Genomic DNA, 24,981 nt, shown 5'->3' with positions numbered 1-24,981 from the left:
CTTATCACAAGCAACAAAGAACGCTAGAACCTAGGGTCGTGACAAGTCACGTGGCGCGATTTTGCACCCGACTTATGGAGCGGTCCGATGGCTGAGGAAGCGGTTCAGGGCAACACCCCGGCGGTCGACGACCGCCAGATCCTGGACGATCTGACCCTCCTCCAGCAGGTCGACGCGACCCGGTTGGGCGGCGTGATCCACGAGGCCAGTTCCGTGGACCTGCAGCGGCCCGACGATACGCTCGGCTATGTCCAGACCGACTATCGCGGCGCCGAGGATCTGATGATCGGCGGTGCCGTACAGACCGGCGAGGTGGTCGGCGAGACGGTGGCGGTGGCGACCGACCGGGCGGCGATGGCGGCCCTGTTGACCGGCGATGTGCTGCGCACGGAAGGCACGCTGGGTTCCGGTCCGTCCGGACCCGACGGGTCGGGGCTGTCGACGGAGGAGAGCCGCGAAGCGACCGGCGATGCGGTCGAGCGGGCGGAGCTGCTCTCCAATGCACGCACGACCACCGCTTTCACGGAACTGCCGGCATTCCCGTCCGATATCCCCGTTCCCGAGACGCCCGAGCAGATCATCAGCGACGGGACCCTCCCCGCCATCGCGGCGCCCGTCCTTCTCCAGGACGGAGCGGCGGCCGCCGGCGACCTGCCCGCTGCGGCGACCGCGGCCCCGGTGTCGGACGCGCCGAATCTGACGGTGAACGGCGTGTCCGGCGACGAGGACACCGCCATCGCCCTGAACATCGATGCCGCCCTGACCGACACCGGCGGGACGGAGGTGCTGACCGTCACCCTGTCGGGCATTCCGGACGGAGCGGTCCTGCGCGACGCCTCCGGCACCATCCTTACGGTGGTGAACGGCACCATCCTGTTGATCTCCTCGCAGGTTCCCGGCCTGACCCTGACGCCGCCGCCGAACAGCGGCGACAGCTTCACCCTGACCGTCACCGCGACCAGCACCGACGGCACCGCAGCCCCGACCAGCGTCACCGCCACCCTGCCGGTCACCGTCAATCCGGTGTCCGACATCCCGACGCTGAGCGTCGCCGCCACGACTGGGGGTGAGGACACGGCGATTCCGTTGACCATCAGTTCGGCCCTGACGGACACCGACGGGTCGGAGACGCTGAGCATCACCATCGGCGGCATCCCGGCCGGCGCAGTCCTGACCAACGCGGCCGGCGAGACGCTGGCGATTGCCAACGGCTCCATCACGCTGGCACCGGGCCAACTCGCCGGGCTGGCGATCACGCCGCCGCTGAACAGCGATGCCGACTTTATCCTGACGGTGACGGCGACCGGCACCGATGGTACCGCTACACCAGCCAACACCAGCGCCCCGCTGCTGGTCACGGTCAACCCGGCCTCCGACATGCCGACCCTGGCCGTCCAGGCGACGAGCGGCAGCGAGGACAGTGCGATCCCGCTGACGATCAGCCCGGCCCTGACCGACACCGACGGGTCGGAGACGCTGACCATCACCATGTCCGGCATTCCGGATGGGGCGGTTCTGCGCAATGCCGGCGGCGCGCTGGCGGTGGTGAACGGCACGGCGACCCTGACTCTGGCACAGCTTGCCGGGTTGTCGATCACGCCGCCGAACAACAGCGATACCGACTTCACCCTGACCGTCACGGCCACCGCCACCGACGGAACCGCCACCCCGGTCAGCACCAGCGCGCTCCTGCGCGTCACCGTCAATCCGGTGTCCGACACGCCGACGCTGAGCGTCACCGCCGCGGCTGGTGATGAGGACACCGGCATTCCGCTGGTCATCGATCCGGCCCTGACCGACACCGACGGTTCGGAATCGCTGAGCATCACCATCAGCGGCATCCCGGTTGGCGCCAGCCTGCGCAACAATGCCGGCGACACGCTGACGGTCGGCAACGGCTCCATCACGCTGGCGCCCGGCCAGTTGGCCGGCCTGACCATCACGCCGCCGCCGAACAGCGACGGTGACTTCACCCTGACCGTCACCGCCACCGCGCGGGATGGCGGGGCCGATCCCGCCAGCACCGGCGCCCCCCTGCGCGTCACGGTCAATCCGGTCACCGATACGCCGACGCTGAGCGTCGCGGCGGCCACCGGCGGCGAAGACACCAGCATTCCGCTGACCATCGACCCGGCGCTGACGGATCTGGACGGGTCGGAAACGCTGACGATCACCATCGGCGGCATTCCGGCCGGAGCGAGCCTGTCCAACACGGCCGGCGACGCGCTGGTCATCGGCAACGGGACGATCACCCTGACCCCGGAGCAGTTGGCGGGGTTGAAGATCACGCCGCCGCTGAACAGCGACGTTGATTTCGACCTGACGGTGACCGCAACCGCCAAGGACGGCGTCGCCGCCCCGGTGTCGGTCAGCAAGACGCTGTCGGTGAGCGTCAACCCGGTGTCGGACACTCCGGCGCTGACCGTCCAGGCCGCGGCGGGCAATGAGGATACGGCGATCCCGCTGACGATCAGCCCGGCGCTGACCGATACCGACGGCACCGAGGCGCTGACCGTCACCATCGCCGGCATTCCGTCCGGTGCCACCCTCGCCAACGATCTGAACGGGGTGCTGACGGTCACCGCCGGCTCCATCACCCTGACTCCGGAGCAGCTCGCCGGGTTGAAGATCACGCCGCCGCTGAACAGCGATGTCGATTTCACCCTGACGGTGACCGCCACCGCAAAGGACGGGACGGCGGTCGCGGCGGCCAGGACCGAAGCGCTGCAGGTGACGGTGAACCCGGTGTCGGATACGCCGACGCTGACGGTCCAGGCCGCCGCGGGCAATGAAGACACGGCCATCCCGCTGGTCATCGACCCGGCCCTGACGGACACCGACGGATCCGAAACGCTGAGCATCACCATCGCCGGTGTCCCGGCGGGGGCGATCCTCAGCGCCGGCACCTCCGTCACTCAGCCGGACGGCACCACCGCCTGGACTCTGACTCCGGCCCAGCTGGCCGGCCTAACAATCACGCCGCCGTCGAACAGCGATGTCGACTTTACGCTGACCGTCACCGCCATCGCCAAAGACGGCACGGCGACCGAGGCGACCAGGAGCGAGACCCTGCGCGTCACCGTCGCCCCGGTCACCGACATGCCGACGTTGACCGTAACCGCTGCGACCGGCAACGAAGACACCGCCATTCCGCTGACGATCAATCCGGCCCTGACGGATACGGACGGCTCGGAGGTGCTGAGCATCACCATCGCCGGGGTTCCAGCCGGTGCGACGCTCAGCGCCGGAACATCCGTCATCCAGCCGGATGGCACCACCACCTGGACGCTGACTCCTGCGCAGCTGGCCGGCCTGACCATCACGCCGCCGTCGAACAGCGACGTCGATTTCACGCTGACCGTCACCGCCATCGCCGAGGACGGCACCGCCGTTGCCGCGACCAAGCGCGAGACGCTGCGCGTTACGGTCGATCCGGTGACCGATACGCCGACCCTCAGCGTCGCCGCTGCGACCGGCAACGAGGACGCCGGCATTCCGCTGACGATCAATCCGGCCCTGACGGATCCGGACGGGTCGGAAACGCTGACGATCACCATCGGCGGCATCCCGGCCGGAGCGAGCCTCAGCAACACGGCCGGCGACGCGCTGGTCATCGGCAACGGGTCGGTCACCCTGACGCCGGCGCAGCTGGCGGGCCTGAAGATCACGCCGCCGCTGAACAGCGACGTGGATTTCGACCTGACGGTGACCGCCACCGCCAAGGACGGCAGCGCAGCCGAGGCGACCAGGAGCGAGACACTGCGCGTCACCGTCGCCCCGGTCACCGATACGCCGACGCTGAGCGTCCAGGTCGCCACGGGCAATGAAGACAGCGCCATCCCGTTGACGATCAGCCCGGCCCTGACCGACACCGATGGGTCCGAGGCGCTGAGCATTACCATCGCCGGGGTTCCAGCCGGTGCGACCCTCAGCGCCGGCACCTCCGTCACCCAACCGGACGGCACCACCACCTGGACGCTGACTCCTGCACAGCTGACCGGCCTGACCATCACGCCGCCGCCGAACAGCGACAGCGACTTCACGCTGACCGTCACCGCCATCGCCAAGGACGGCGTCGCCACTGCCGTGCCGGTGAGCCAGACCCTGCGCGTCACCGTCGATCCCGTGTCTGACACGCCGACGCTGACTGTCCAGGCCGCCACCGGGAACGAAGACAGTGCGATCCCGCTGACGATCAGCCCGGCCTTGACCGACACCGACGGGTCCGAGGCATTGAGCATCACCATCGCCGGGGTTCCGACGGGGGCGACTCTCAGCGCCGGCACCTCCGTCACCCAGCCGGACGGCACCACCATCTGGACGCTGACTCCTGCCCAGCTGGCCGGCCTGACCATCACGCCGCCATCGAACAGCGATGTCGACTTCACGCTGACCGTCACCGCCATCGCCAAGGACGGCAGTGCAGTCGAGGCGACCAGGAGCGAGACTCTGCGCGTCACGGTCGATCCGGTCACCGACAGGCCGACGTTGACCGTCACCGCTGCGACCGGCAATGAAGACAGTGCCATTCCGCTGAGCATTACTCCCGCCCTGACGGATCTGGACGGGTCGGAAACGCTGACGATCACCATCAGCGGCATCCCGGCCGGAGCGAGCCTCAGCAACACGGCCGGCGACGCGTTGGTCATCGGCAACGGGTCGGTCACCCTGACGCCCGCGCAGCTGGCGGGCCTGAAGATCACGCCGCCGCTGAACAGCGATGTCGACTTTACGCTGACCGTCACCGCCACCGCCAAGGACGGCAGCGCAGTCGAGGCGACCAAGAGCGAGACTCTGCGCGTCACCGTCGCCCCGGTCACCGATACGCCGAGGCTGACGGTTCAGGCTGCGACCGGCAACGAAGACAGCGCCATTCCGCTGACGATCAATCCGGCCCTGACCGATACGGACGGCTCGGAGGTGCTGAGCATCACCATCGCCGGTGTTCCAGCGGGCGCGACCCTCAGTGCCGGCACCTCCGTCAGCCAGACTGACGGCACCACCACCTGGACGCTGACCCCGGCGCAGTTGACCGGCCTGACCGTCAGGCCGCCGCCGAACAGCGATGTCGATTTTACGCTGACCGTCACCGCCATCGCCAAGGACGGGGCGGCCGTCGCGGCGACCAGGAGCGAGCCGCTTCTGGTGACGGTGAACCCGGTGTCGGACGCGCCGACGCTGACCGTCCAGGCTGCCTCCGGCAACGAAGACACCGCGATTGCGCTGACGATCGATCCGGCCCTGACGGACGCCGATGGGTCCGAAACTCTGAGCATCACCATCGCCGGGGTGCCTTCGGGCGCAACGCTCAGCGCCGGCACTTCCGTTACCCAGCCGGATGGAACCACCACCTGGACGCTGACCCCGGCCCAGTTGGCCGGTCTGACCATCACGCCGCCGTCGAACAGCGATGTCGACTTCACGCTGACCGTCACCGCCATCGCCAAGGACGGCACGGCGACCGAGGCGACCAGGAGCGAGACCCTGCGCGTCACCGTCGATCCGGTCACCGACAGGCCGACGCTGACCGTCCAGGCTGTCACTGGCAACGAAGACAGTGCCATCCCGCTGACGATCAGCCCGGCCCTGACCGACACCGACGGGTCCGAGGCATTGAGCATCACCATCGCCGGCGTGCCTTCGGGTGCGACGCTCAGCGCCGGAACCTCCGTCACCCAGCCGGATGGCACCACCACCTGGACGCTGACGCCTGCCCAGCTGGCCGGCCTGACCATCACCCCGCCGTCGAACAGCGACGTCGATTTCACGCTGACCGTCACCGCCATCGCCGAGGACGGCACCGCCGTTGCCGCGACCAAGAGCGAGACGCTGCGCGTTGCGGTCGATCCGGTGACCGACATGCCGACGCTGACCGCTGCGGCGGCTGCCGGCAACGAAGACAGTGCCATTCCGCTGGTCATCACGTCGGCGCTGACGGATACGGACGGGTCGGAGACGCTGAGCATCACTATTGCCGGGGTTCCAGCGGGCGCGACTCTCAGCGCCGGCACTTCGGTTGCCCAGCTGGACGGCACCACCACCTGGACGCTGACCCCGGCCCAGTTGACTGGCCTGACCATCACGCCGCCGTCGAACAGCGATGTCGACTTCACGCTGACCGTCACCGCCATCGCCAAGGACGGCAGCGCAATCGAGGCGACCAGGAGCGAGACCCTGCGCGTCACCGTCGATGCCCTGTCGGACACCCCGACGCTGACGGTCCAGGCCGTCACCGGCAACGAAGACAGCGCCATCCCGCTGACGATCAGCCCGGCCCTGACCGACACCGACGGGTCGGAGGTGCTGACCATCCGCATCGGCGGTATCCCGGCCGGCGCCACGCTTGCGAACACGCTGAACGGCACCCTGACGGTCACCGGCGGGTCGATCACCCTGACGCCGGCGCAGCTTGCCGGGCTGACGATCTCGCCGCCGCCGAACAGCGATGTCGACTTCACGCTCAGCGTGACCGCGGTCTCGAAGGACGGCAGCGCGGTCGAGGCGACCAGGACCGAACCCCTGGTTGTGACCGTCAGGCCCGTCACCGATACGCCCACGCTGGACGTCGATCCGGCGAGCGGCAATGAAGACACCGCGATTGCGCTGAACATCACCTCCGCCCTGACCGATCTGGACGGGTCGGAAGCGTTGAGCATCGTCATCAGCAGCATCCCCACCGGCGCGACGCTTACCAACACGCTGAACGGCACGCTGACGGTCACCAACGGCTCGATCACTCTGACGCGGGAACAGCTGGCCGGTCTGACGATCAGGCCGAAGCAGGACAGCGGCGACGATTTCACCCTGACCGTCACCGCGACCGCCAAGGACGGGGATGCCACCGCGGTCGTCGTCCAGAAGACGCTGGCGGTGACCGTCGTCGCGGTCGCCGATACGCCGACGCTCACCGCCGGCAACGTCACCTACAATCTGGCGAGCGGCCAGAACGACACGCTGTCCGGAACCGCCGGCAACGATACGCTGTCGGGCGGGTCGGGCAACGACACCATCCAGGGCAGCGGTGGTGACGACGTCATCTATGGCGACGGCACCGGGACCTTCACCACCGCATTGTCGATCACCTCCACGCTGGCCGACACCGACGGGTCGGAGTCGATCTCGAAGGTGACGATCTCCGGCGTGCCGGCGGGTGCCAGCCTGAGTGCCGGCACCTTTGTGACGGAAGCGAACGGCACCACCACCTGGACCCTGACCAAGGCCCAGTTGACGGGCCTCACGCTGACCGCCAAGGAAGGTGACAGCACCCACCCGATCACCCTGACCGTCGTCGCCACCTCTGCGGAGTCCGAGAACAGCAGCACCGCGGACAGCGCGGCCAAGACGCTGACCATCAGCTTCACCAACACGCCGCAGGGCAACGACAGCCTGGACGGTGGCGACGGCAACGACACCCTGTTCGGCGGCGCCGGCAAGGATACCCTGATTGGCGGGCTGGGCGACGACAGCCTGGACGGTGGAACCGGCGACGACCTGCTGGCCGGTGGTTCCGGCAACGACACCATCGACGGTGGCGACGGCAACGATACGGTGACCTATGCCTCCTCCGCCGGTCCGGTGACTGCCAATCTGGCGACCGGTGTCGGCACCGGCGACGGCACCGACGTTCTTCGCAAGCTGGAGAACGTCACCGGCTCGGCCTTCGACGATGCGATCACCGGAAACAGCGTCGCCAACAGCCTGATCGGCGGCGCCGGCAACGATACCATCACCGGCGGGGCTGGCGCCGACACCGTGCGGGGCGGGGCGGGCGACGATCTGTCGATCTTCACCGTGGGCACAGACGGCGGCACCTCGTCCAAGCCCGACCTTCAGGACGGCGACACCGGCATCGATACCTTCCGGGTGATGCTGACCGCCAGCCAGCTGTCCGATCCGTCGATCCTGGCCGATTTGCGCACCCTGCGCGACCGGATCGAGACGGCGGCGGCCAGCCCGACGGCGGCGACCACCGACACGAATGTCGCCAGCACAGACATCCTGTCGGCCCTCGGCATCAAGGTGGCGGATTTCGAGAAGCTGGAGCTTTACGTCGATGGCCAGCCGGTCAGCGTCCGCACCGCGCTGAACCATGCCCCGTCCGCCACGGCGGCCATCACCTCGACGAACGAGGACAACGCCGTCACCGGCACCCTGCGGGCGACCGACCAGGACACGGTCAACGGCCGCACCGACGACACGCTGACCTACAAGGGGCCCGGCGATAACGGACAACCGGTGCGCCTGTCGCACGGCACCCTGGTGGTGAATGCCGACGGCAACTTCTCCTACACCCCGGACGCCGATTTCAGCGGAACGGAGACCTTCACCTTCACGGTGACGGACGCCTTCGGCGGCACATCTACCGCCGTGCAGACGATCACGGTCGCCCCGGTCGCCGACCCGTTCCAGATCACCACGCTCAACGCGCGCGGCAACGAGGATGCGGCGGGCGGCATCGCGCTCGCCCCCACCATCACGGTGAGCGACGTCGATGCCGCCAGCCCAGAGACGGTGGAAAGCATCACCCTGCTGATCCCGTCGTCCCAACTTGATGCCGGCGGCGCCAAGCTCTACCTCGACGGCGTGCTTCTGACGCGCAGCGGCCCCACCGGCGGCAATTACAGCTGGACGATCCCGACCTCGGCATTGCAGGCCGACGGTACCACCGCCGGGGTCTGGACAATCCGGGGCCTGAAGATCGTCACCGATCCCCATTCCGATGCCGACCTCGAATATACGCTGAAGGTCGGGACGATTGACGGCAGCGGCGCCACTGCGAGCCGCCGCGAGCAGACGGCGACCGGCACCATCACTGTGGACGCCGTCGCCGATGCTCCCACGGTCACGGCCGCCGCTGCGGCGACGGACGAGGACAGTTCGGTCCTCCTGACCATCACGCCGGCCCTGACCGATACCGACGGCTCCGAGTCCATCAGCCTGATCACCATCAGCGGTGTGCCGGCAGGGGTGAGCCTCAGCGCCGGCACGGTGGCGAACACCCAGCCGGACGGCAGCACCACCTGGACGCTGACCCCGGCGCAGCTGGCGGGCCTCCGCCTGACTCCGCCGCGCGACTTCTCCGGCACCATCACGCTGGGCGTCGTCGCCACCTCCAGCGAGCGGGAGAACGGCTCCACCGCCAATTCGGCCCAGGCGAACCTGACGGTCACCGTCACCGGCGTGGCCGACGCCCCCATAGTCACCCCGCAGGCCGCTTCGGGGACCGAGGACAGCGCCATCGCGCTGGCCATCGATGCCCGGCTGTCCGACCTGACGGGGGAGACGCTGGACCGCATCACCATCACCGGCGTCCCGGAAGGGGCGACGCTGTCCGCCGGCATCCACAACGCCGACGGCAGCTGGACGCTGACGCCGGCCCAGCTGAGCAACCTGACCTTCACGCCGCCGTCCAACTGGTCCGGCGCGGTGACGCTGAAAATCGCCGCCACCTCGGTGGAGGGCGCGACCACGGCCACCTCGACGCCGGTTTCCCTGGTGGTGACCGTCGCCGCGGTCGCCGATACGCCGGTTCTGTCGGCCTCCGACGCGGTCGGGCGCGAGGATACCGCGATTCCGCTGTCGGTGGTCGCCGCCCTGACCGACCGCGACGGGTCGGAGACCCTCAGCATCCTGGTCGGTGGCGTGCCGGCCGGCGCCACGCTGAACCATGGCCGCTACGATGCCGCCCTGGACAAATGGGTGCTGACCCAGGCCGACCTGACCGGCCTGACCATCACCCCGCCGGCCAATTCCAACACCGGCTTCAACCTGACCTTCACCGCCCGGGCGACGGAATCCTCGAACAGCAGCGTCGCCGATGCCGCCGCGGTGACCGTCCATGTCGAGGTGCAGGGCGTCGCCGACGCCGTCACGCCGAACGGCGCGCTCAGCGCCCGCGGCAGCGAGGACACGGCGATCAACCTGCGCCTCGGCGATCTGGTGATGCTGGACGATGACGGGTCGGAGCGGCTGTCGCTGGTCGTCAGCAACCTGCCGGCGGATTCCTGGCTGTCGCTGGCGGCTGGGCACGAGAGCGGGCTGGTCTATCTCGGCAACGGCCGCTGGTCGGTGGATGTCGCCTATCGCGACGAGCTGACCCTGACCACGAAGAAGGACTTCGCCGGCACCGTGTCGCTGAAGGTGGATGTCATCACCACCGACAGCAACGGCGCGCCGATCGTCACGGTGAATGGCGTGACCTCCGGCGGGGTGTTGAAGGACACCCGCGACCTGATCGTCACCGTCGATCCCAAGGCGGACGAGCCGCGGGTCTCCATCGGCGCCAGCGCGCAGGAGGACGCCGTCGGCGGCATTCCCCTGAGCATCTCGGCGCTCACCAGCGACGTGGACAATTCGGAGCATATCTCCGCCATCGTCATCTCCGGCTTGCCGGCCTGGGCGACGCTGACCAGCACGGATGCCGGCGCGCTGACCGCCAATGCCGACGGCAGCTGGACCGTCGATCCGGCCAAGCTCGGCAACCTGCGGCTGATCGTGCCGGCCAACACTGCCGACGACTTCACCATCACCGTGACGGTGACGGTGGTCGACGGCACCGACAGCCTGACCAGGACCTACGCCCCGAAGGTCGTCGTCACAGCGGTGGCCGACGCGCCGGTGTCGCATGCGGCCGACGGATCGGCGGTGCCCTACCATGTCGACGACCATACGGTGACGGGGGCCGTGCCGACCGATCTCGTGCTGAACCTGAACGCCTTCCTACAGGATACGGACGGGTCGGAAAAGCTGGCGGTCACCATCTCCGGCGTTCCGAAGGGCACGGTGCTGTCACGCGGCCTCGACAACGGCAACGGCACCTGGACGCTGACCGCGGACGATTATGCCGCGGCGCTGGCCGAAGGCGGATTGAAGCTGACCGTCAAGGATGTCAATGCCGCCGGCATCGCCCACAGCGTCGATTCCGGCACCAACATCGACACGGCCAGCGTGACGCTGACGGTCAAACCCTACAGCATCGAAAGCGAGGGCGACCGCAACACCAGCGTGTCCGACAGCTTCGTGCTGAGCTGGACCACCTCGACCGGTTCCAACGGCGGCGGCTCGACCGATCCGGGCGGTTCGAACGGCGGGAACAACGGCGGCGGCACCAGCCCTCCGCCGCCCCCGCCGCCCCCGCCCCCGCCACCACTGGACCCCAGCGTCGGCAGCGACCGGCCGGCCGCCGTGACCACCGCCGAGGATTCGGCGGTCGCCCTGGGCATCGAGGCCGGTCTGGCAAACTGGCAGACTGTGACCGCCGTCACCCTGTCCGGCATCCCGGCAGGGGCCAGCCTGACCAATACGGCCGGTGACACGCTGACCATCACCGGCGGCTCCATCACGCTGACCAAGGCGCAGCTGGCCGGCCTGACGTTGAAGCCGCCAGCCAACAGCGATGCCGATTTCAGGATCACCCTCGATGTGACGTCGGGCAGCAGCAACGCCCACACCACGCTGACGCAGGACGTGACCGTCACCGCCGTCGCCGACAGCCCGCTGTTGACCGTGCAGCCGGCCACCGGCAACGAGGACACGGCCATCGCGCTGAACATCGCCGCTGCGCTGGACGACACCGACGGCTCGGAAATCCTGGCCAGCGTCGTCATCGAAGGGCTGCCGGCCGGCGCCACGCTGTCGGCCGGATATCTGGATTCCACCACCGGACGCTGGGTGCTGACACCCAACCAGCTTGCCGGGCTGAAATTCACCCCGCCGGCCGACGCGAGCGGCACCTACCAGCTGAGCGTGACCGCCGTCGCGCGGGAAACGAGCAACGCCGACCGTGCGACTGCGACCAGGACCCTGACCGTCGATGTGGCGCCGGTCAGCGACGCCCCGTCCATCTCCGCGAGTTCGGTCACAGTGCAGGAGGACCACGCCGCCAGCCTGTCGATCTCCGCCGCGGTCACCGATCTGGTCGGCGGCGGCGAGGCGATCACCGCGCTCAGGGTGACGGTTCCGGCCGGCTTCACCCTTTCGGCGGGCACGTCGCTCGGCAACGGCGTCTACGACCTGTCCGGCCTGACACCGGCGCAGCGTTCCGCCCTGACCCTGACGCCGCCGGCCAACTTCGCCGGCACGGTGACGCTGACCGTCGATGCTGCCGCCAAGGACGGCGCGGCGGCGGAGGCCTGGTCGTCCAAGACCCTCAACGTGACCTACACCGCCGTCGCCGACGCGCCGAACGTCACCGTCCAGAACACGACGGGGGCGGAGGACACCGCCATTGCCCTGAACCTGTCGGCCAACCTCATGGATACCGACGGGTCGGAGACGATGGCGGTCATCCTGTCCGGCTTGCCCGATGGCGCGGTGCTGAACAAGGGCTCCAACAACGGCGACGGGTCCTGGACGCTGAAGCCGTCGGAACTGTCCGGCCTGACCGTCACGCCGCCGCGCAACTATTCCGGCGGCATGGACCTGACTCTGACCGCCACCAGCCTGGAAAGCTCCAACAAGAGCACCGCCACCACCACCGCCACCATTCATGTCGACGTCACGGCGGTGACCGACGCGCCCACCGTCATCGTCGCCAATGCCTCGGGCGACGAGGACACGGAAATCGTGCTGAACCTGAGGGCGTCCCTGGTCGATACCGACGGGTCGGAGACGATGGCCATCGTCCTGTCCGGCCTCCCCGCCGGCGCGGTGCTGATCGATGCGAACGGCAACAGGCTGACGCCCACCGCCGGCGCGGTCGACCTGACCGCGGCGCAGCTGAGCGGGCTGAAGCTGCTGCCGCCCGCCGACAGCGGCACCGACTTCAACCTGACCCTGACCGCGACGACGAAGGAGCAGTCGACCGGCGTCACCGCCACCACCAGCCAGCTGTTCCGCGTCAGCGTCGATCCGGCCGCCGACCAGCCCATCGTCACCGCGGGCGCATTGACCGGGACGGAGGACACCGTCCTGCCGCTGAACCTGTCGGTCGCCCTATCCGATATCGACGGATCGGAGCGCCTGGGGCTGGTGACCATCGCCGGCGTGCCGGCCGGCGCGCTGCTGTCGGCCGGCACCCGCAACGGCGACGGCAGCTGGACCCTGACGCCGGCCCAGTTGAACGGCCTGTCGCTGACCCCGCCGGCCAACAGCGACGTGGACTTCACGCTGACCGTCACCGCCGTCAGCATCGAATCCAACGGCAGCACCGCGACGAAGGTGGTGGCCGTGCCGATCACGCTGAACGCGGCGTCCGATACCCCGACCCTGACCGTCACCGCCGCCAGCGGAAACGAGGACTCGGCGATTGCGCTGACGATCAACCCGGCGCTGACCGACACCGACGGATCGGAGACGCTGAGCATCACCATCAGCGGCATTCCCGGCGGCGCCACCCTGACCAACAGCGCGGGAGAGGCTCTGACCATCACCGGCGGCAGCATCACCCTGAACCCCGGCCAGCTTGCCGGTCTGGCGATCACCCCGCCCCCCGACAAGGACGATGATTTCACCCTGACCGTCACTGCCACCGCCGCCGATGGAACCGCAACTCCGGTCAGCACCAGCGCGCAGCTGCCGGTCACCGTCGCGCCGGTGACCGACACCCCGACCCTGGATGTTCTGCCCGCGACCGGGGACGAGGATGCCCGGATCCCGATGTCGATCAGCGCACTGCTGGGCGACACCGACGGGTCGGAAACGCTGACGATCACCATCAGTGGCATCCCCAGCGGTGCAAGCCTGACCAACACCGCCGGCGACACTCTGACCATCGGTGGCGGCAGCATCACGCTCAATCCGGGACAGCTTGCCGGTCTGGCGATCAAGCCGCCGTCGAACAGCGACAGCGACTTCACCCTGACCGTCAAGGCCACCGCCAAGGATGGCGGCGCCACTGCGGTTCAGGTGAGCAAGACGCTGTCCGTAACGGTCGACCCGCTGTCCGACACGCCGACCCTGACCGTGGCCGCCGCCTCGGGCAACGAGGATGCGGCGATCCCGCTGACCATCGACGCCGCCCTGACCGACGGTTCGGAAACGCTGAGCATCACCGTCAGCGGCATCCCCGCCGGTGCGCAGCTGACCAACACCGCCAACGGCACGCTGACGGTCGTCAACGGCAGCGTCACCCTGACCGCGGCGCAGCTCTCCGGTCTGGCGATCAAGCCGCCGCCGAACGACGACGGCGACTTCACCCTGACCGTAACCGCCACTTCCACGGATGGCAGCGCCGCGCCGGCCTCCATCGTGGCGCAACTGCCGGTCACGGTGACCGCCGTCTCCGATGCGCCGACCCTGGCTCTGCTGCCCGCCACGGGGGTGGAGGACGGGACGATCCCGCTGTCCATCGCTCCGGCGCTGACCGACCTTTCGGAGACGCTCACCGTCACCGTCAAGGACATCCCGGCCGGAGCCACCCTGACCAACACGGCCGGGGACACGCTGACCCCGTCCAACGGGTCGATCACGCTGACGCCGGACCAGCTGGCCGGGCTGGCGATCAGGCCGGCGCCCGACAGCGGCACCAGCTTCACCCTGTCCGTCACCGCCATGTCGACGGACGGCAGCGCGGCGGCGGCGACCACCTCCGGCACGCTGGCGGTGACGGTGACCCCGATGGCCGACACCCCCGACCTGACCGTGGTCTCGGCTGTCAATGGGCATGAGGATACGGCGATTGCATTGACGATCACCGCAGCCTCCACCGACACCGACGGGTCGGAGACGGTTGGCGTGCGGATCGCCGGCATGCCCGCGGGCGCCAGCCTGAACCACGGCACCCACAATGCCGACGGCAGCTGGACCCTCACCACCGCGCAGTTGGCGGGCCTGACCTACACCCCGCCGACCGACGCGGCCGGACCGGTCACCCTGTCGGTCACGGCGACCGCCCGGGACGGGGCCGACAGTGCCGCGGTGACGCGGACCGTGACGGTGACGGTCGATCCGGTGAACGACAAGCCGACCCTGACCGCCGGCCACGCCACCACCGTCATCGCCGCCGATGCCGCCAGTCATCCGGCGGTGGCCGCCGATGCGACGGTCGCCGACGTGGACAACAGCGTCATGTCCGGCATGTCGATCCGCATCGCGGCCGGCTCGCAGACCGGCGACACGCTCGATCTGGCCGGCCTGACCATCGACACCGATCCGGCCACCGGCCACAGGACCCTGTCCGGCACGGGAATCGAGGTCAGCTGGAACGACGCCACCCACCAGCTGTCACTGGCCGGAAACGCCTCGACCGCCACCTACACCGACATCCTCCGCCATCTCGCCCTGACACCCGGCGGCACCGGCGCGCGGACGCTGGAGGTGACGGTCAGCGACGGCCAGGGGCTGTCCAGCGACCCGATGGCGCTGGAGGTGCTGGTTTCGGGCGATACTACGATGACCGGAAGCGCGGGCGCCGACATCCTCCATGCCGGCAGCGCCACGACCGGCATGTCGGGCGGCGATGGCGACGACCTGTTCATCTTCGCGCCGCGCAACGGCGATCTGACCATCGACGGCGGCGTCGGCGTTGGCTGGACCGATGTGGTCGAGGTCGGCGCCTTCGTCGCCAATGTCGGCGGCAACTGGCTGCAGCAGCTCGACGCCCAAGGGATTGCCTACACCGTCGACCCCTCGGGCCATGGGCTGACCTTCAACACCGACACGACGGTCACGCTGGAGGACCAGAACCATCACCAGCTGGTTCTGCAGAACATCGAAAGGCTGACCTACTGAAGCAGCGGTGCGGCGGGTGCGGACGGTCGGCGCGTCCGTCGCCTCAGGCGACCGGCGGGCGCTCCGCCCTGCCTTCCGCCTCGGGCTCTGCCTGCATGTGGGCGATGATCCGCTTCATCAGGCGGCCCAGCATCGCCCGCTCGTCCTCCGCCAGTCCGGCGATGGGCGGACCCAGCGAGTGGCGCAGCGGGTCGCGGTCGAGCAGCGCCCGGCCCTCCTCGGTCAGGTCGAACAGCCAGCCGCGCTTGAAACCCGGATGCGGTCGGCGGGCGAGCAGCCCCTTGTCCACCAGGGTGGAGACGGTGCGCGAAACCGGGGCGAGGTGGATCCGCTGGAACCGGGCCAGCGCCGTCAGGGTCCGTGCCGGTTCCGGCGAGTCGTGGAAATAGCGCAACGCCACCCACTGCGCCGGGAAAAGCCCGTCGGCGAAACCGATGCCATAGACAAGCCTGCTGACATGATCCAGCAGAGTGACCAGATCATCGTCGGCAGTCCACCCGTCGCCCCGTGGCGTTTCCAACACGCACGTCTCCCACTTCCAGCACCACGCCGAATCGGCCGGTCGCGAGCTTTGCCGGGGACTGTATCGGAGTCAACCCGCCAGCGGAAGCGGCCGTATTCGCGCAGGCGTAGTGCAAGGGGTGGTGAAGTTCGCCCGGATTATCTGTGAGGAAAATCCATTGCGACCGGTCGCAATTCTTTGGCGAAGCGTGGCTGTCGCCCCCACGTCTGTTCCTGTCGGGCATGCCGGCTTCGGCGATCTTGCCCAGCCAACCGATGGACCAGAGGGACATGACCAGTTTTCCCCACATGACCAACGCCTTCCTGTTCGACCTGGACGGGACGCTGACGGACACCGTGTATCAGCATGTGCTGGCCTGGAGGGAGGCCCTGGACGAGGAGGGCATCGCGCTGTCGGTGTGGCGCATCCACCGCAAGATCGGCATGAGCGGCGGGCTGTTCACCAACATGCTGCTGCGCGAGACCGGGCTTGCCATCGACCAGGATCTTCTCGACCGGCTGCGGCGGCGCCATGCGGACGCTTACAAACGGCTGGCCGCCGGAGTCGTGCCGCTTCCCGGCGCGCGGGACCTGCTGGACGCGCTGACCGGCATGGGCATCCCCTGGGCGATCGCCACCAGCGGACGGATGGAGACCGCGAGGCCCGCGCTGGAAAAGCTGGGTGTCGATCCCGGCCGCGCCGCGGTGGTGACCCGTGACGAGGTCCAATATGCCAAGCCGGATCCGGACCTGTTCCTGGCCGCCGCCGCCCGAATCGGCGTGGACATCGCGAGCGCCTTCGTCGTCGGCGACAGCATATGGGACATGATCGCGGCCAAGCGTGCGCGTGCGCTCGGCATCGGCCTGCTGTCGGGCGGCTATGGCCGGGAGGAGCTGGAACGATCCGGCGCCCTGCGCGTCTACGAGGATCCGGCCGACATGCTGACGCATCTGGACGAGGTCGGCGGGCGTCGCTGAGCCACCGCCGTCCGAATGTCGCTTCTCCCGCCGTAGAGCGGGCAAAAAAAGAGCCGTCGGGAAACCGGCGGCTCTGAAGTCCGAGAGGAACGTCCAACAAGTTGTGCCGCGATCAGACCACGGCGCATCCAGCGGTACGAAGACTAATATATTAATATCTCATTCGCTTGGCAAGCATGTTCGGCAACCGGTTGGTTTTTTGTGCAGCTGCCGCTCGACCGGGGCGCAAACGAAAAGCGCCCCCCGGCTTCCGGGCCGGAGGGCGTTTCGGATCGCGGAACCGCCGGATGCTCAGTCCGCCGTGCCGGTGGCGGGGCTCGGGACCGATGGGGCGGCGTTCTTGCCGCGCTCGCCCAGGACCAGGGCGACGATCACGAAGGCGGTCAGGTCGAACACGGTCAGGCAGGCGAACAGCGGCTCGTACCCGATGGTGGTGGCGAGCTGGCCGATGATCAGCGAGAAGATCATGCCGCCCATGTAGCCGGCCATGCCGCCGAAGCCGGTCGCCGTGGCGACGTCCTGCTTTTCGAAGGTGTCCGTGACCAGGGCGTAGAGCAGGCTCGACAGCATCTGATGGGCGAAGGCGCCCAGCGAGAACAGGAAGATGGCAGTGATCGGGCTGGCGGAGAAGCCGATCAGGGCCGGGCCGACCATGCACACCGCGCCGATGCCGACGCCGGCGATGCGGGAGTTGACCAGGGACATCCTGAAGCGCTTCACGAAGAAGGGCGACAGGTAGCCGCTGAGGATGCAGCCGAGATCGCCGAACAGGAAGGGCAGCCAGGCGAACAGGGCGAACTGCTTGATGTCCATGCCACGCGTGGTGACCATGTACAGCGGGATCCAGAAGCTGAAGGTCTGCCACGCCGGCTCGGTCAGGAAACGGGCGGCGGCGATGCTCCAGAACTTGCCCTTGCCCAGCACGCGCTTCACCGACGGCTTCGGCAGATCGACATGCTCCTGGCCTTCCAGGATGTAGGCGTGCTCTTCCTTCGTCAGGCGCGGATGGTTCTCGGGGTTGCGGTACAGCATGAACCACAGGGCCGACATGCCGATGCCGAGCAGGCCGGTGACGAGGAAGGCTTCCTGCCAGCCATAGGTCAGCGACAGCCAGATGACGAAGGGCGGGGCGACCATCGCGCCGATCGAACTGCCGGTGTTGAACCAGCCGGTGGCGATCGAACGTTCCTTGGCCGGGAACCACAGGGTGGAAGTCTTCACGCCCGACGGCATGGCGGCCGCCTCGCTGATGCCCAGCAGGCCGCGGAAGAAGGCCATCGACTGCCAGCCGCCGGCCAGCGCATGCATGGCGGCCGCGGTGCCCCAGACGAAGGCGAACATGGCGTAGCCGAGCTTCAGGCCGATCAGGTCGGTGATGTAACCCGCAATCGGCTGCATCAGGCTGTAGCAGAGCTGGAAGGCGCTGACGATGAAGGAATACTGCTCGGTGGTGAAATGGAGCTGTTCCTTGAGCGTCGGCGCCAGGATGCCCAGCGTGTTGCGGTCGATGTAGTTGACCACGGTGCCGAGCATCATCAGGGCAAGGATTTGCCACCGCAAACCACGGATCTTCTTCATTTTTTCCTCACAAGCCTGCTTCGGCAGGCGCCGGTGCGCAACGTACAGGCCCTGGACGGCTTTCCTTGGCCGGGATGCCTTGCCAGCGGGTGTTCGGTGCCGGGCGACGGGTACGCTTCCGCTTGATTTCAAGAGGGCGGGAGCAGCGTTGAAGGCGTTATATTAATATATCAGTGAAGGCATCAAGTGGTTTTCCCGGACCGCCTGCGGCCTCAGCGAAAATGTCGCAGGCTGATGGTGCGGTGCGCTGATTTCTTCGCAATTGCAGCATAATCGGGGCCGGTGCCGACGGCCTTTGCTTTGCTGCGATGCAACTTTTCCAGGGGTTGAAAGGCTGGTCTTTCTGTTCGGATTTCCGAGAAAGGACCGTCGGTCTTCCTCATCCGCATGTAGGATGGCCATGGCGGCCGGCGGTGATAAATGATCTAGATCAATGGGCTGTGCGCGCTTGGCGCCCGCGCGGACTGCAGGCTTCGGGGGCCCGCACCGGAGATTTCCCATAGCACCCCTGGACGGCGGCGCATGTTGCGGTGCGACAAATTGAGACCTTCCTTGCAAAAGTAATATATCAGACCGTTGTGCAGCGCAGAGCGGCGGCGGGCGGAAAATCCGTGACGGACTGACACGCGTCATTGCGTCGTTCCATCGGGCAGCAGACCCTTTCCCAGGTCGACCGCCGTTTCCTGCAGCGTTTTCCGCCGGCTGCCGCCACCGCCGGCCCAGTGCATCAAAGACGCCTCACGGAGACGACCGTCGCCACGCAGAAGGACTTTTCCGGCATGACCCAGGCCCCGACATCGACCGCTTCCACAGAGGCCGCTTCCACCCAGGCCGCATCGCGCTCCGCCCCGTCTTCCGCCCGGATCATGGACGGCAACGAGGCGGCGGCATCGGTGGCCTACCGCGCCAGCGACGTGATCGCGATCTATCCCATCACGCCGTCCTCGCCGATGGGGGAGTTCGCCGACGAATGGTCGGCGGCGCGCCGTCCCAACCTGTGGGGAAGCGTCCCCGACGTGGTGGAGATGCAGTCGGAGGGTGGTGCGGCCGGCGCCGTCCATGGCGCGTTGCAGGCCGGCGCGCTGGCGACGACCTTCACGGCGTCGCAGGGCCTGCTGCTGATGATCCCCAACATGTACAAGATCGCCGGGGAACTGACGCCCTTTTGCATGCATGTGGCGGCCCGCACGCTGGCAACGCACGCGCTGTCGATCTTCGGCGACCATTCCGACGTGATGGCCTGCCGGCAGACCGGCTTCGCCATGCTGGCCTCGGCGGATGTGCAGGAAGCGCACGACATGGCGCTGGTCGCCCATGCCGCCACCCTGCGGGCGCGGGTGCCGTTCCTGCATTTCTTCGACGGCTTCCGCACCTCGCACGAGTTCAATTGCGTCGAGACCCTGACGGACGAGGATCTGCGCGCGCTGATCGACGACGCCTGCGTCGATGCCCACCGCCGCCGCGGCCTGACGCCGGACCATCCGGTGGTCCGCGGCACCGCGCAGAATCCGGACGTCTTCTTCCAGGCCCGCGAGGCTGCCAACCCCTATTACGACGCCTGCCCGGCCATCGTGCAGGAGATGATGGACCAACTGGCCACGCGCACCGGCCGCGCCTATCGCCTGTTCGACTATGCCGGCCATCCGCAGGCGGAGCGGGTGGTGGTGGTCATGGGCTCCGGTGCCGAGACCTGCGCCGGAACGGTCAGCCGACTGGTGGCGGAGGGGGAGCGGGTCGGCTGCCTGACCGTCCGCCTGTTCCGCCCCTTCGCCATCGCCGACTTCGTCTCGGCCCTGCCGCCAAGCGTCCGGCGGATCGCCGTGCTCGACCGCACCAAGGAACCGGGCGCCGTCGCCGACCCGCTCTATCTCGACGTGGTCGCCGCGCTGGCGGAATCCCGCGCCGCCGATCCGGCGCTTGCCGAGCCGATGGTGATCGCCGGCCGCTACGGCCTGTCGTCGAAGGATTTCACCCCGGCGATGGCGAAGGCGGTGTTCGATGAGCTGAAGCGGGACCGTCCGAAGCGCCGTTTCACCGTCGGCATCACCGACGATGTCACCCACCACTCGATCCCCTGGGATCCGGCCTGGGGCATGGAGGAACCGGGCGTTTCCCGCGCGGTCTTCTTCGGGCTCGGCGCCGACGGCACGGTGGGCGCCAACAAGAACTCGATCAAGATCATCCAGGCGCACAGCGGAAGTCACGCCCAGGCCTATTTCGTCTATGACAGCCGGAAATCCGGCTCCACCACCGTGTCGCACCTGCGCTTTTCCAAGGATCCGATCCGCGCGCCCTACCTGATCGGCCAAGCGCAATTCGTCGCCTGCCACCATCTGCCGCTGATGGAGCGGGTGGAGGTGGTGGAGATGGCCGCCCCCGGCGCCACCGTGCTGCTGAACGCCCCCGGCACGCCGCAACAGGTGTGGGACGCCCTGCCGGCGGAGGTGCAGCGCATCTGCATCGAACGCAAGCTGTCGCTCCATGCCATCGACGCCGGCACTGTGGCGCGCGAGGTCGGGCTCGGCCGCCGCGTCAACACCATCATGCAGACCTGCTTCTTCGCCCTGTCGGGCGTGATGCCGGTCGAGGACGCAATCGCCGACATCAAGGCCGCCATCGTCAAGACCTACTCCCGCCGCGGCGAGGAGGTGGTTAAGCGCAACATCGCCGCCGTCGATCAGGCGCTCGCCCATCTCCGGGCCGTGCCGGTGCCCGATCACGTCACCGCCGACCACGACCGCCCGGCCCCGGTGCCGGAGACGGCGCCCGACTTCGTCAAGCGCGTCACCGCCATGATGATCGCCGGCCATGGCGACCGGCTGCCCGTCTCCGCCTTCCCGGTGGACGGCACCTGGCCGACCGGCACCTCCAAGTATGAGCATCGCAGCATCGCGGCGGAGGCGCCGGGCTGGAACGCGGACCTCTGCATCGAATGCAACAAATGCGTGCTGGTCTGCCCGCACGCGGCCATCCGCGCCACGGTGGTGCCGGAGTCGGCCCTGGCCGACGCGCCGGCCGGCTTCGAGACCATCCCCTACAAGGGCCGCGAGTTCCCCGGCGGGCGCTATCGCCTGCAGGCCTCGCCGGCCGACTGTACCGGCTGCACCCTCTGCGTCGCCGTCTGTCCCGCATATGAGAAGGGCGGTTCCGGCCGCAAGGCGCTGGAAATGCGTCCGATCCAGGCGTTGGCCGGCGAGCAGGAGGCCTTCGACTTCTTCCGCAGCCTGCCGGCCATCCCGCGCGAGTCGGTGCCGGCCACCGTCAAGCATACCCAGCTGCTGGAGCCGCTGTTCGAATTCTCCGGCGCCTGTGCCGGCTGTGGCGAGACGCCCTACATCAAGATGCTGACCCAGCTGTTCGGCGACCGCATGGTGATGGCGAATGCCACCGGCTGCTCGTCGATCTATGGCGGCAACCTGCCGACCACGCCCTACACCACCGATGCCAGCGGCCACGGCCCGGCCTGGGCCAACTCGCTGTTCGAGGACAATGCGGAGTTCGGGCTCGGCCTGCGCGTCGCCATCGACCAGATGGCCGAACAGGCGCGCGACACGCTGGCGCTTCTGTCCGCACAGCTGGAACCCGGTTTGGTGACGGAGCTGCTGCAGGCCGAACAGACCGACCCGGCCGGCATCGCCGCCCAGCGCGGCCGTGTCGCCGCCCTGATGGGGCAGCTCGCCGCGGTGAAGGACCCGTTGGCCCGCCGGCTGGAGCAGTTGGCCGACTATCTGGTCCGCAAAACGGTGTGGATCGTCGGCGGCGACGGCTGGGCCTACGACATCGGCTATGGCGGGCTCGACCATGCGCTGGCGTCGGGGCGCGACGTCAACATCCTGGTGATGGATACGGAGGTCTATTCCAACACCGGCGGCCAGCAGTCGAAGGCGACGCCGATCGGCGCCTCCGCCAAGTTCGCCACCGCCGGCCGGTCGGCGGCCAAGAAGGATTTGGGCCTGATGGCAATGGCCTACGACCATGTCTATGTCGCCCGCACCGCCTTCGGTGCCCGCGACAGCCACACGCTGAACGCCCTGATGGAGGCGGAGGCCTACCGCGGTCCGTCCCTGGTCCTCGCCTACAGCCATTGCGTCGCCCATGGCTTCGAGCTGTCGCACGGGCTGGAACATCAGAAGCTGGCGGTGGACAGCGGCCACTGGTCGCTCTACCGCCGCGACCCGCGCCGGCTCGCCGACGGCAAGACCGCCCTGCAGTTGGACAGCGGCGCCCCCTCCGCTGGCCTTGCGGCGTTCATGGCCGGCGAGTCGCGTTTCAGCGCGGTGGAGCGCAGCAACCCCGAGCGCTACCACGCCCTGCTGGACGAGGCCGAGGCGGAGATTCGCCGCAAGCGCCACCTGTTCGAACATATGGCGGGGTTCAAGGAGTAGTTGCGGCGGATGCCCCCTCCCTAACCCTCCCCCGCTTTGCGGGAGAGGGGACTGTTGTCGCCTTGGCAACCGCTGCACCCTGACAAGCGTCCTACCCCCTCTCCCGCGGATCGGACCGGCCTTCGGCCGGCCGAGAGCGGGGGAGGGATGGGGAGGGGGCAGTCCCGCAGCACCCCCCAACCACATTGCCGCACCCTTTTCCCCTTGCGCCCAAGATTAATATATTAGTATATTTTTTCATCGCCCGTGCCTGTTCCGATGGCGCCGGCCCAGCCTTTCTGCTCCTGTAAGGATGCCCAGTCATGCGTTCCCTGACCCGTGACCAGCTTGCCGGTGGCGCGTTCGACGTCGCCCATACCGGCGGTGCGCCGACCCTGCCCGTGACCATCCTTCAGGTCGGCGATGGCAATTTCCTGCGCGGTTTCGTCGATTGGATGGTCGATGTCGCCAACGGCCAGGGCCTCTGCAAGGCCGGTGTCGCCATCGCCCAGCCGCTCGACCAGGGCATCGCCAACCTGCTGAAAGCGCAGGACAACCTCTATACGGTGCTGCTGCGCGGCATCGAAGGCGGGCGAGAGGTCGAATCCCGCCGCGCCGTCTCCTGCGTGTCCGAGGCGCTGAACCCTTATGCCGACTGGGCGCGGATGGTGGAGCTGGCCTGCTCGCCGGCTCTGCGCTTCTTCGTTTCCAACACGACGGAGGCCGGCATCGCCGACCGTGAGGAGCCCTACACCCCCGGCACCTGCCAGGACAGCTTCCCGGCCAAGGTCGCGGCCCTGCTGCATGCCCGCTACAAGGAGCTGGGCGGCAGTGCCGACAGCGGTCTCGTCTTCCTGCCCTGCGAGCTGATCGAGGCCAACGGCGCCAACCTGAAGCGCATCGTGCTGGCCCATGCCAAGCGTTGGGGCCTGGAGGCGGGCTTCGCTGACTGGGTGGAGGTGCACAACCATTTCCTGAACACGCTGGTCGACCGCATCGTCCCCGGCTATCCGAAGGACGAGGCCGCCGCGCTCAGCGCCAAATGGGGCTATGAGGACCGGCTGGCCGTCGCCGCCGAGCCCTTCCATGTCTGGGTGATCGAGGGGCCGGCCCATCTGGCCGAGGAACTGCCGCTGCACAAGGCCGGCCTGAACGTGGTCTGGACCGACGACCTGCAGCCCTACCGCACCCGCAAGGTCCGCATCCTCAACGGCGCCCACACCGCCAGCGCACTGGCCGCCTATTGCGCCGGGCTCGACACCGTCAAGTCGATGATGGACGACCCCACCGTGTCGGCCTATCTGAACACGGTGATGTTCGAGGAGATCGTCCCCTATGTGCCGCTGCCCGAGGCGGAGCGGCAGGACTATGCCCGCACCATCATGGAGCGCTTCGGTAACCCCTATATCCGGCACGAGCTGATCTCCATCACGCTCAACTCGGTGTCGAAGTGGCAGGTGCGCGTGCTGCCCAGCCTGAAGGATGCTGTGGCCCGCAACGGGCAGGCTCCGGCCGGCCTGTCCTTCTCGCTGGCGGCGCTGCTGCGCTTTTACCGCGGCACGCTCGCCAACGGCGCCTGCACCGGCGAGCGCGACGCGGGATCCTACCCGATCAGCGACAATGCCGAGGTGATCGCCGCCATGAGCGCCGCCTGGGCTGCCAATGCCGGCGATCTGCCGGCGCTGGTGGCGGCGATCCTGTCGGACGTCCGGCTGTGGAAGGAAGACCTGACCGCCATCCCCGGCCTGGCCGCCCGCGTCGCCGACAGCCTTGCCGCCATCGAGGCGAAGGGCATGAAGGCCGCCATGGCCGATCTGGTTGGCGCGGAATTGGTTGCCGGCTGATCCGGCTCGCGTGATTGCAGAGCGGGGCGTGACCGTTTGGACGCGTC

General features: G+C 68.3%; 6 protein-coding genes. 4 read left to right on the top strand and 2 right to left on the bottom strand.

Going from position 1 to position 24,981, the window contains the following annotated elements:
• Positions 1-87: 87 nt before the first annotated feature.
• Positions 88-15,669 (top strand): beta strand repeat-containing protein, encoded by a 15,582-nt coding sequence (locus AZOLI_RS22940; RefSeq protein ID WP_014249578.1) that lies wholly within the window; start codon positions 88-90, stop codon positions 15,667-15,669.
• 43 nt (positions 15,670-15,712) lie between these two features.
• Here AZOLI_RS22940 and AZOLI_RS30525 read toward each other — a convergent pair whose 3' ends face one another.
• Entirely contained in the window at positions 15,713-16,192 is a 480-nt protein-coding gene (locus tag AZOLI_RS30525) for a MarR family transcriptional regulator (protein ID WP_014249577.1), read from the bottom strand.
• 269 nt (positions 16,193-16,461) lie between these two features.
• Between AZOLI_RS30525 and AZOLI_RS22930 the strand changes: the two genes are divergently transcribed.
• Positions 16,462-17,148 (top strand): HAD family hydrolase, encoded by a 687-nt coding sequence (locus AZOLI_RS22930; RefSeq protein WP_244442641.1) that lies wholly within the window; start codon positions 16,462-16,464, stop codon positions 17,146-17,148.
• A gap of 291 nt (positions 17,149-17,439) precedes the next feature.
• On the opposite strand, the gene AZOLI_RS22925 is transcribed toward AZOLI_RS22930, so the two are convergent.
• The gene (locus AZOLI_RS22925; RefSeq protein ID WP_044552826.1) at positions 17,440-18,726 is read right to left on the bottom strand and encodes an MFS transporter; all 1,287 of its coding nucleotides are present in this window, start codon (positions 18,724-18,726) and stop codon (positions 17,440-17,442) included.
• Positions 18,727-19,592: 866 nt separating this feature from the next.
• Here AZOLI_RS22925 and nifJ point away from each other — a divergent pair.
• Positions 19,593-23,111, top strand: coding sequence for a pyruvate:ferredoxin (flavodoxin) oxidoreductase (gene nifJ / locus AZOLI_RS22920; protein WP_014249572.1), 3,519 nt, complete (start codon positions 19,593-19,595; stop codon positions 23,109-23,111).
• A 302-nt stretch (positions 23,112-23,413) separates the two neighbouring features.
• Complete coding sequence (locus AZOLI_RS22915) at positions 23,414-24,934, top strand: tagaturonate reductase (RefSeq protein ID WP_014249571.1); 1,521 nt, start codon at positions 23,414-23,416, stop codon at positions 24,932-24,934.
• Positions 24,935-24,981: the final 47 nt, after the last annotated feature.

The organism is Azospirillum lipoferum 4B (assembly GCF_000283655.1).
In the GTDB taxonomy this organism is placed as follows: Bacteria; Pseudomonadota; Alphaproteobacteria; order Azospirillales; family Azospirillaceae; genus Azospirillum; species Azospirillum lipoferum_C.
This window is presented reverse-complemented; position numbering and strand designations above follow the sequence as displayed.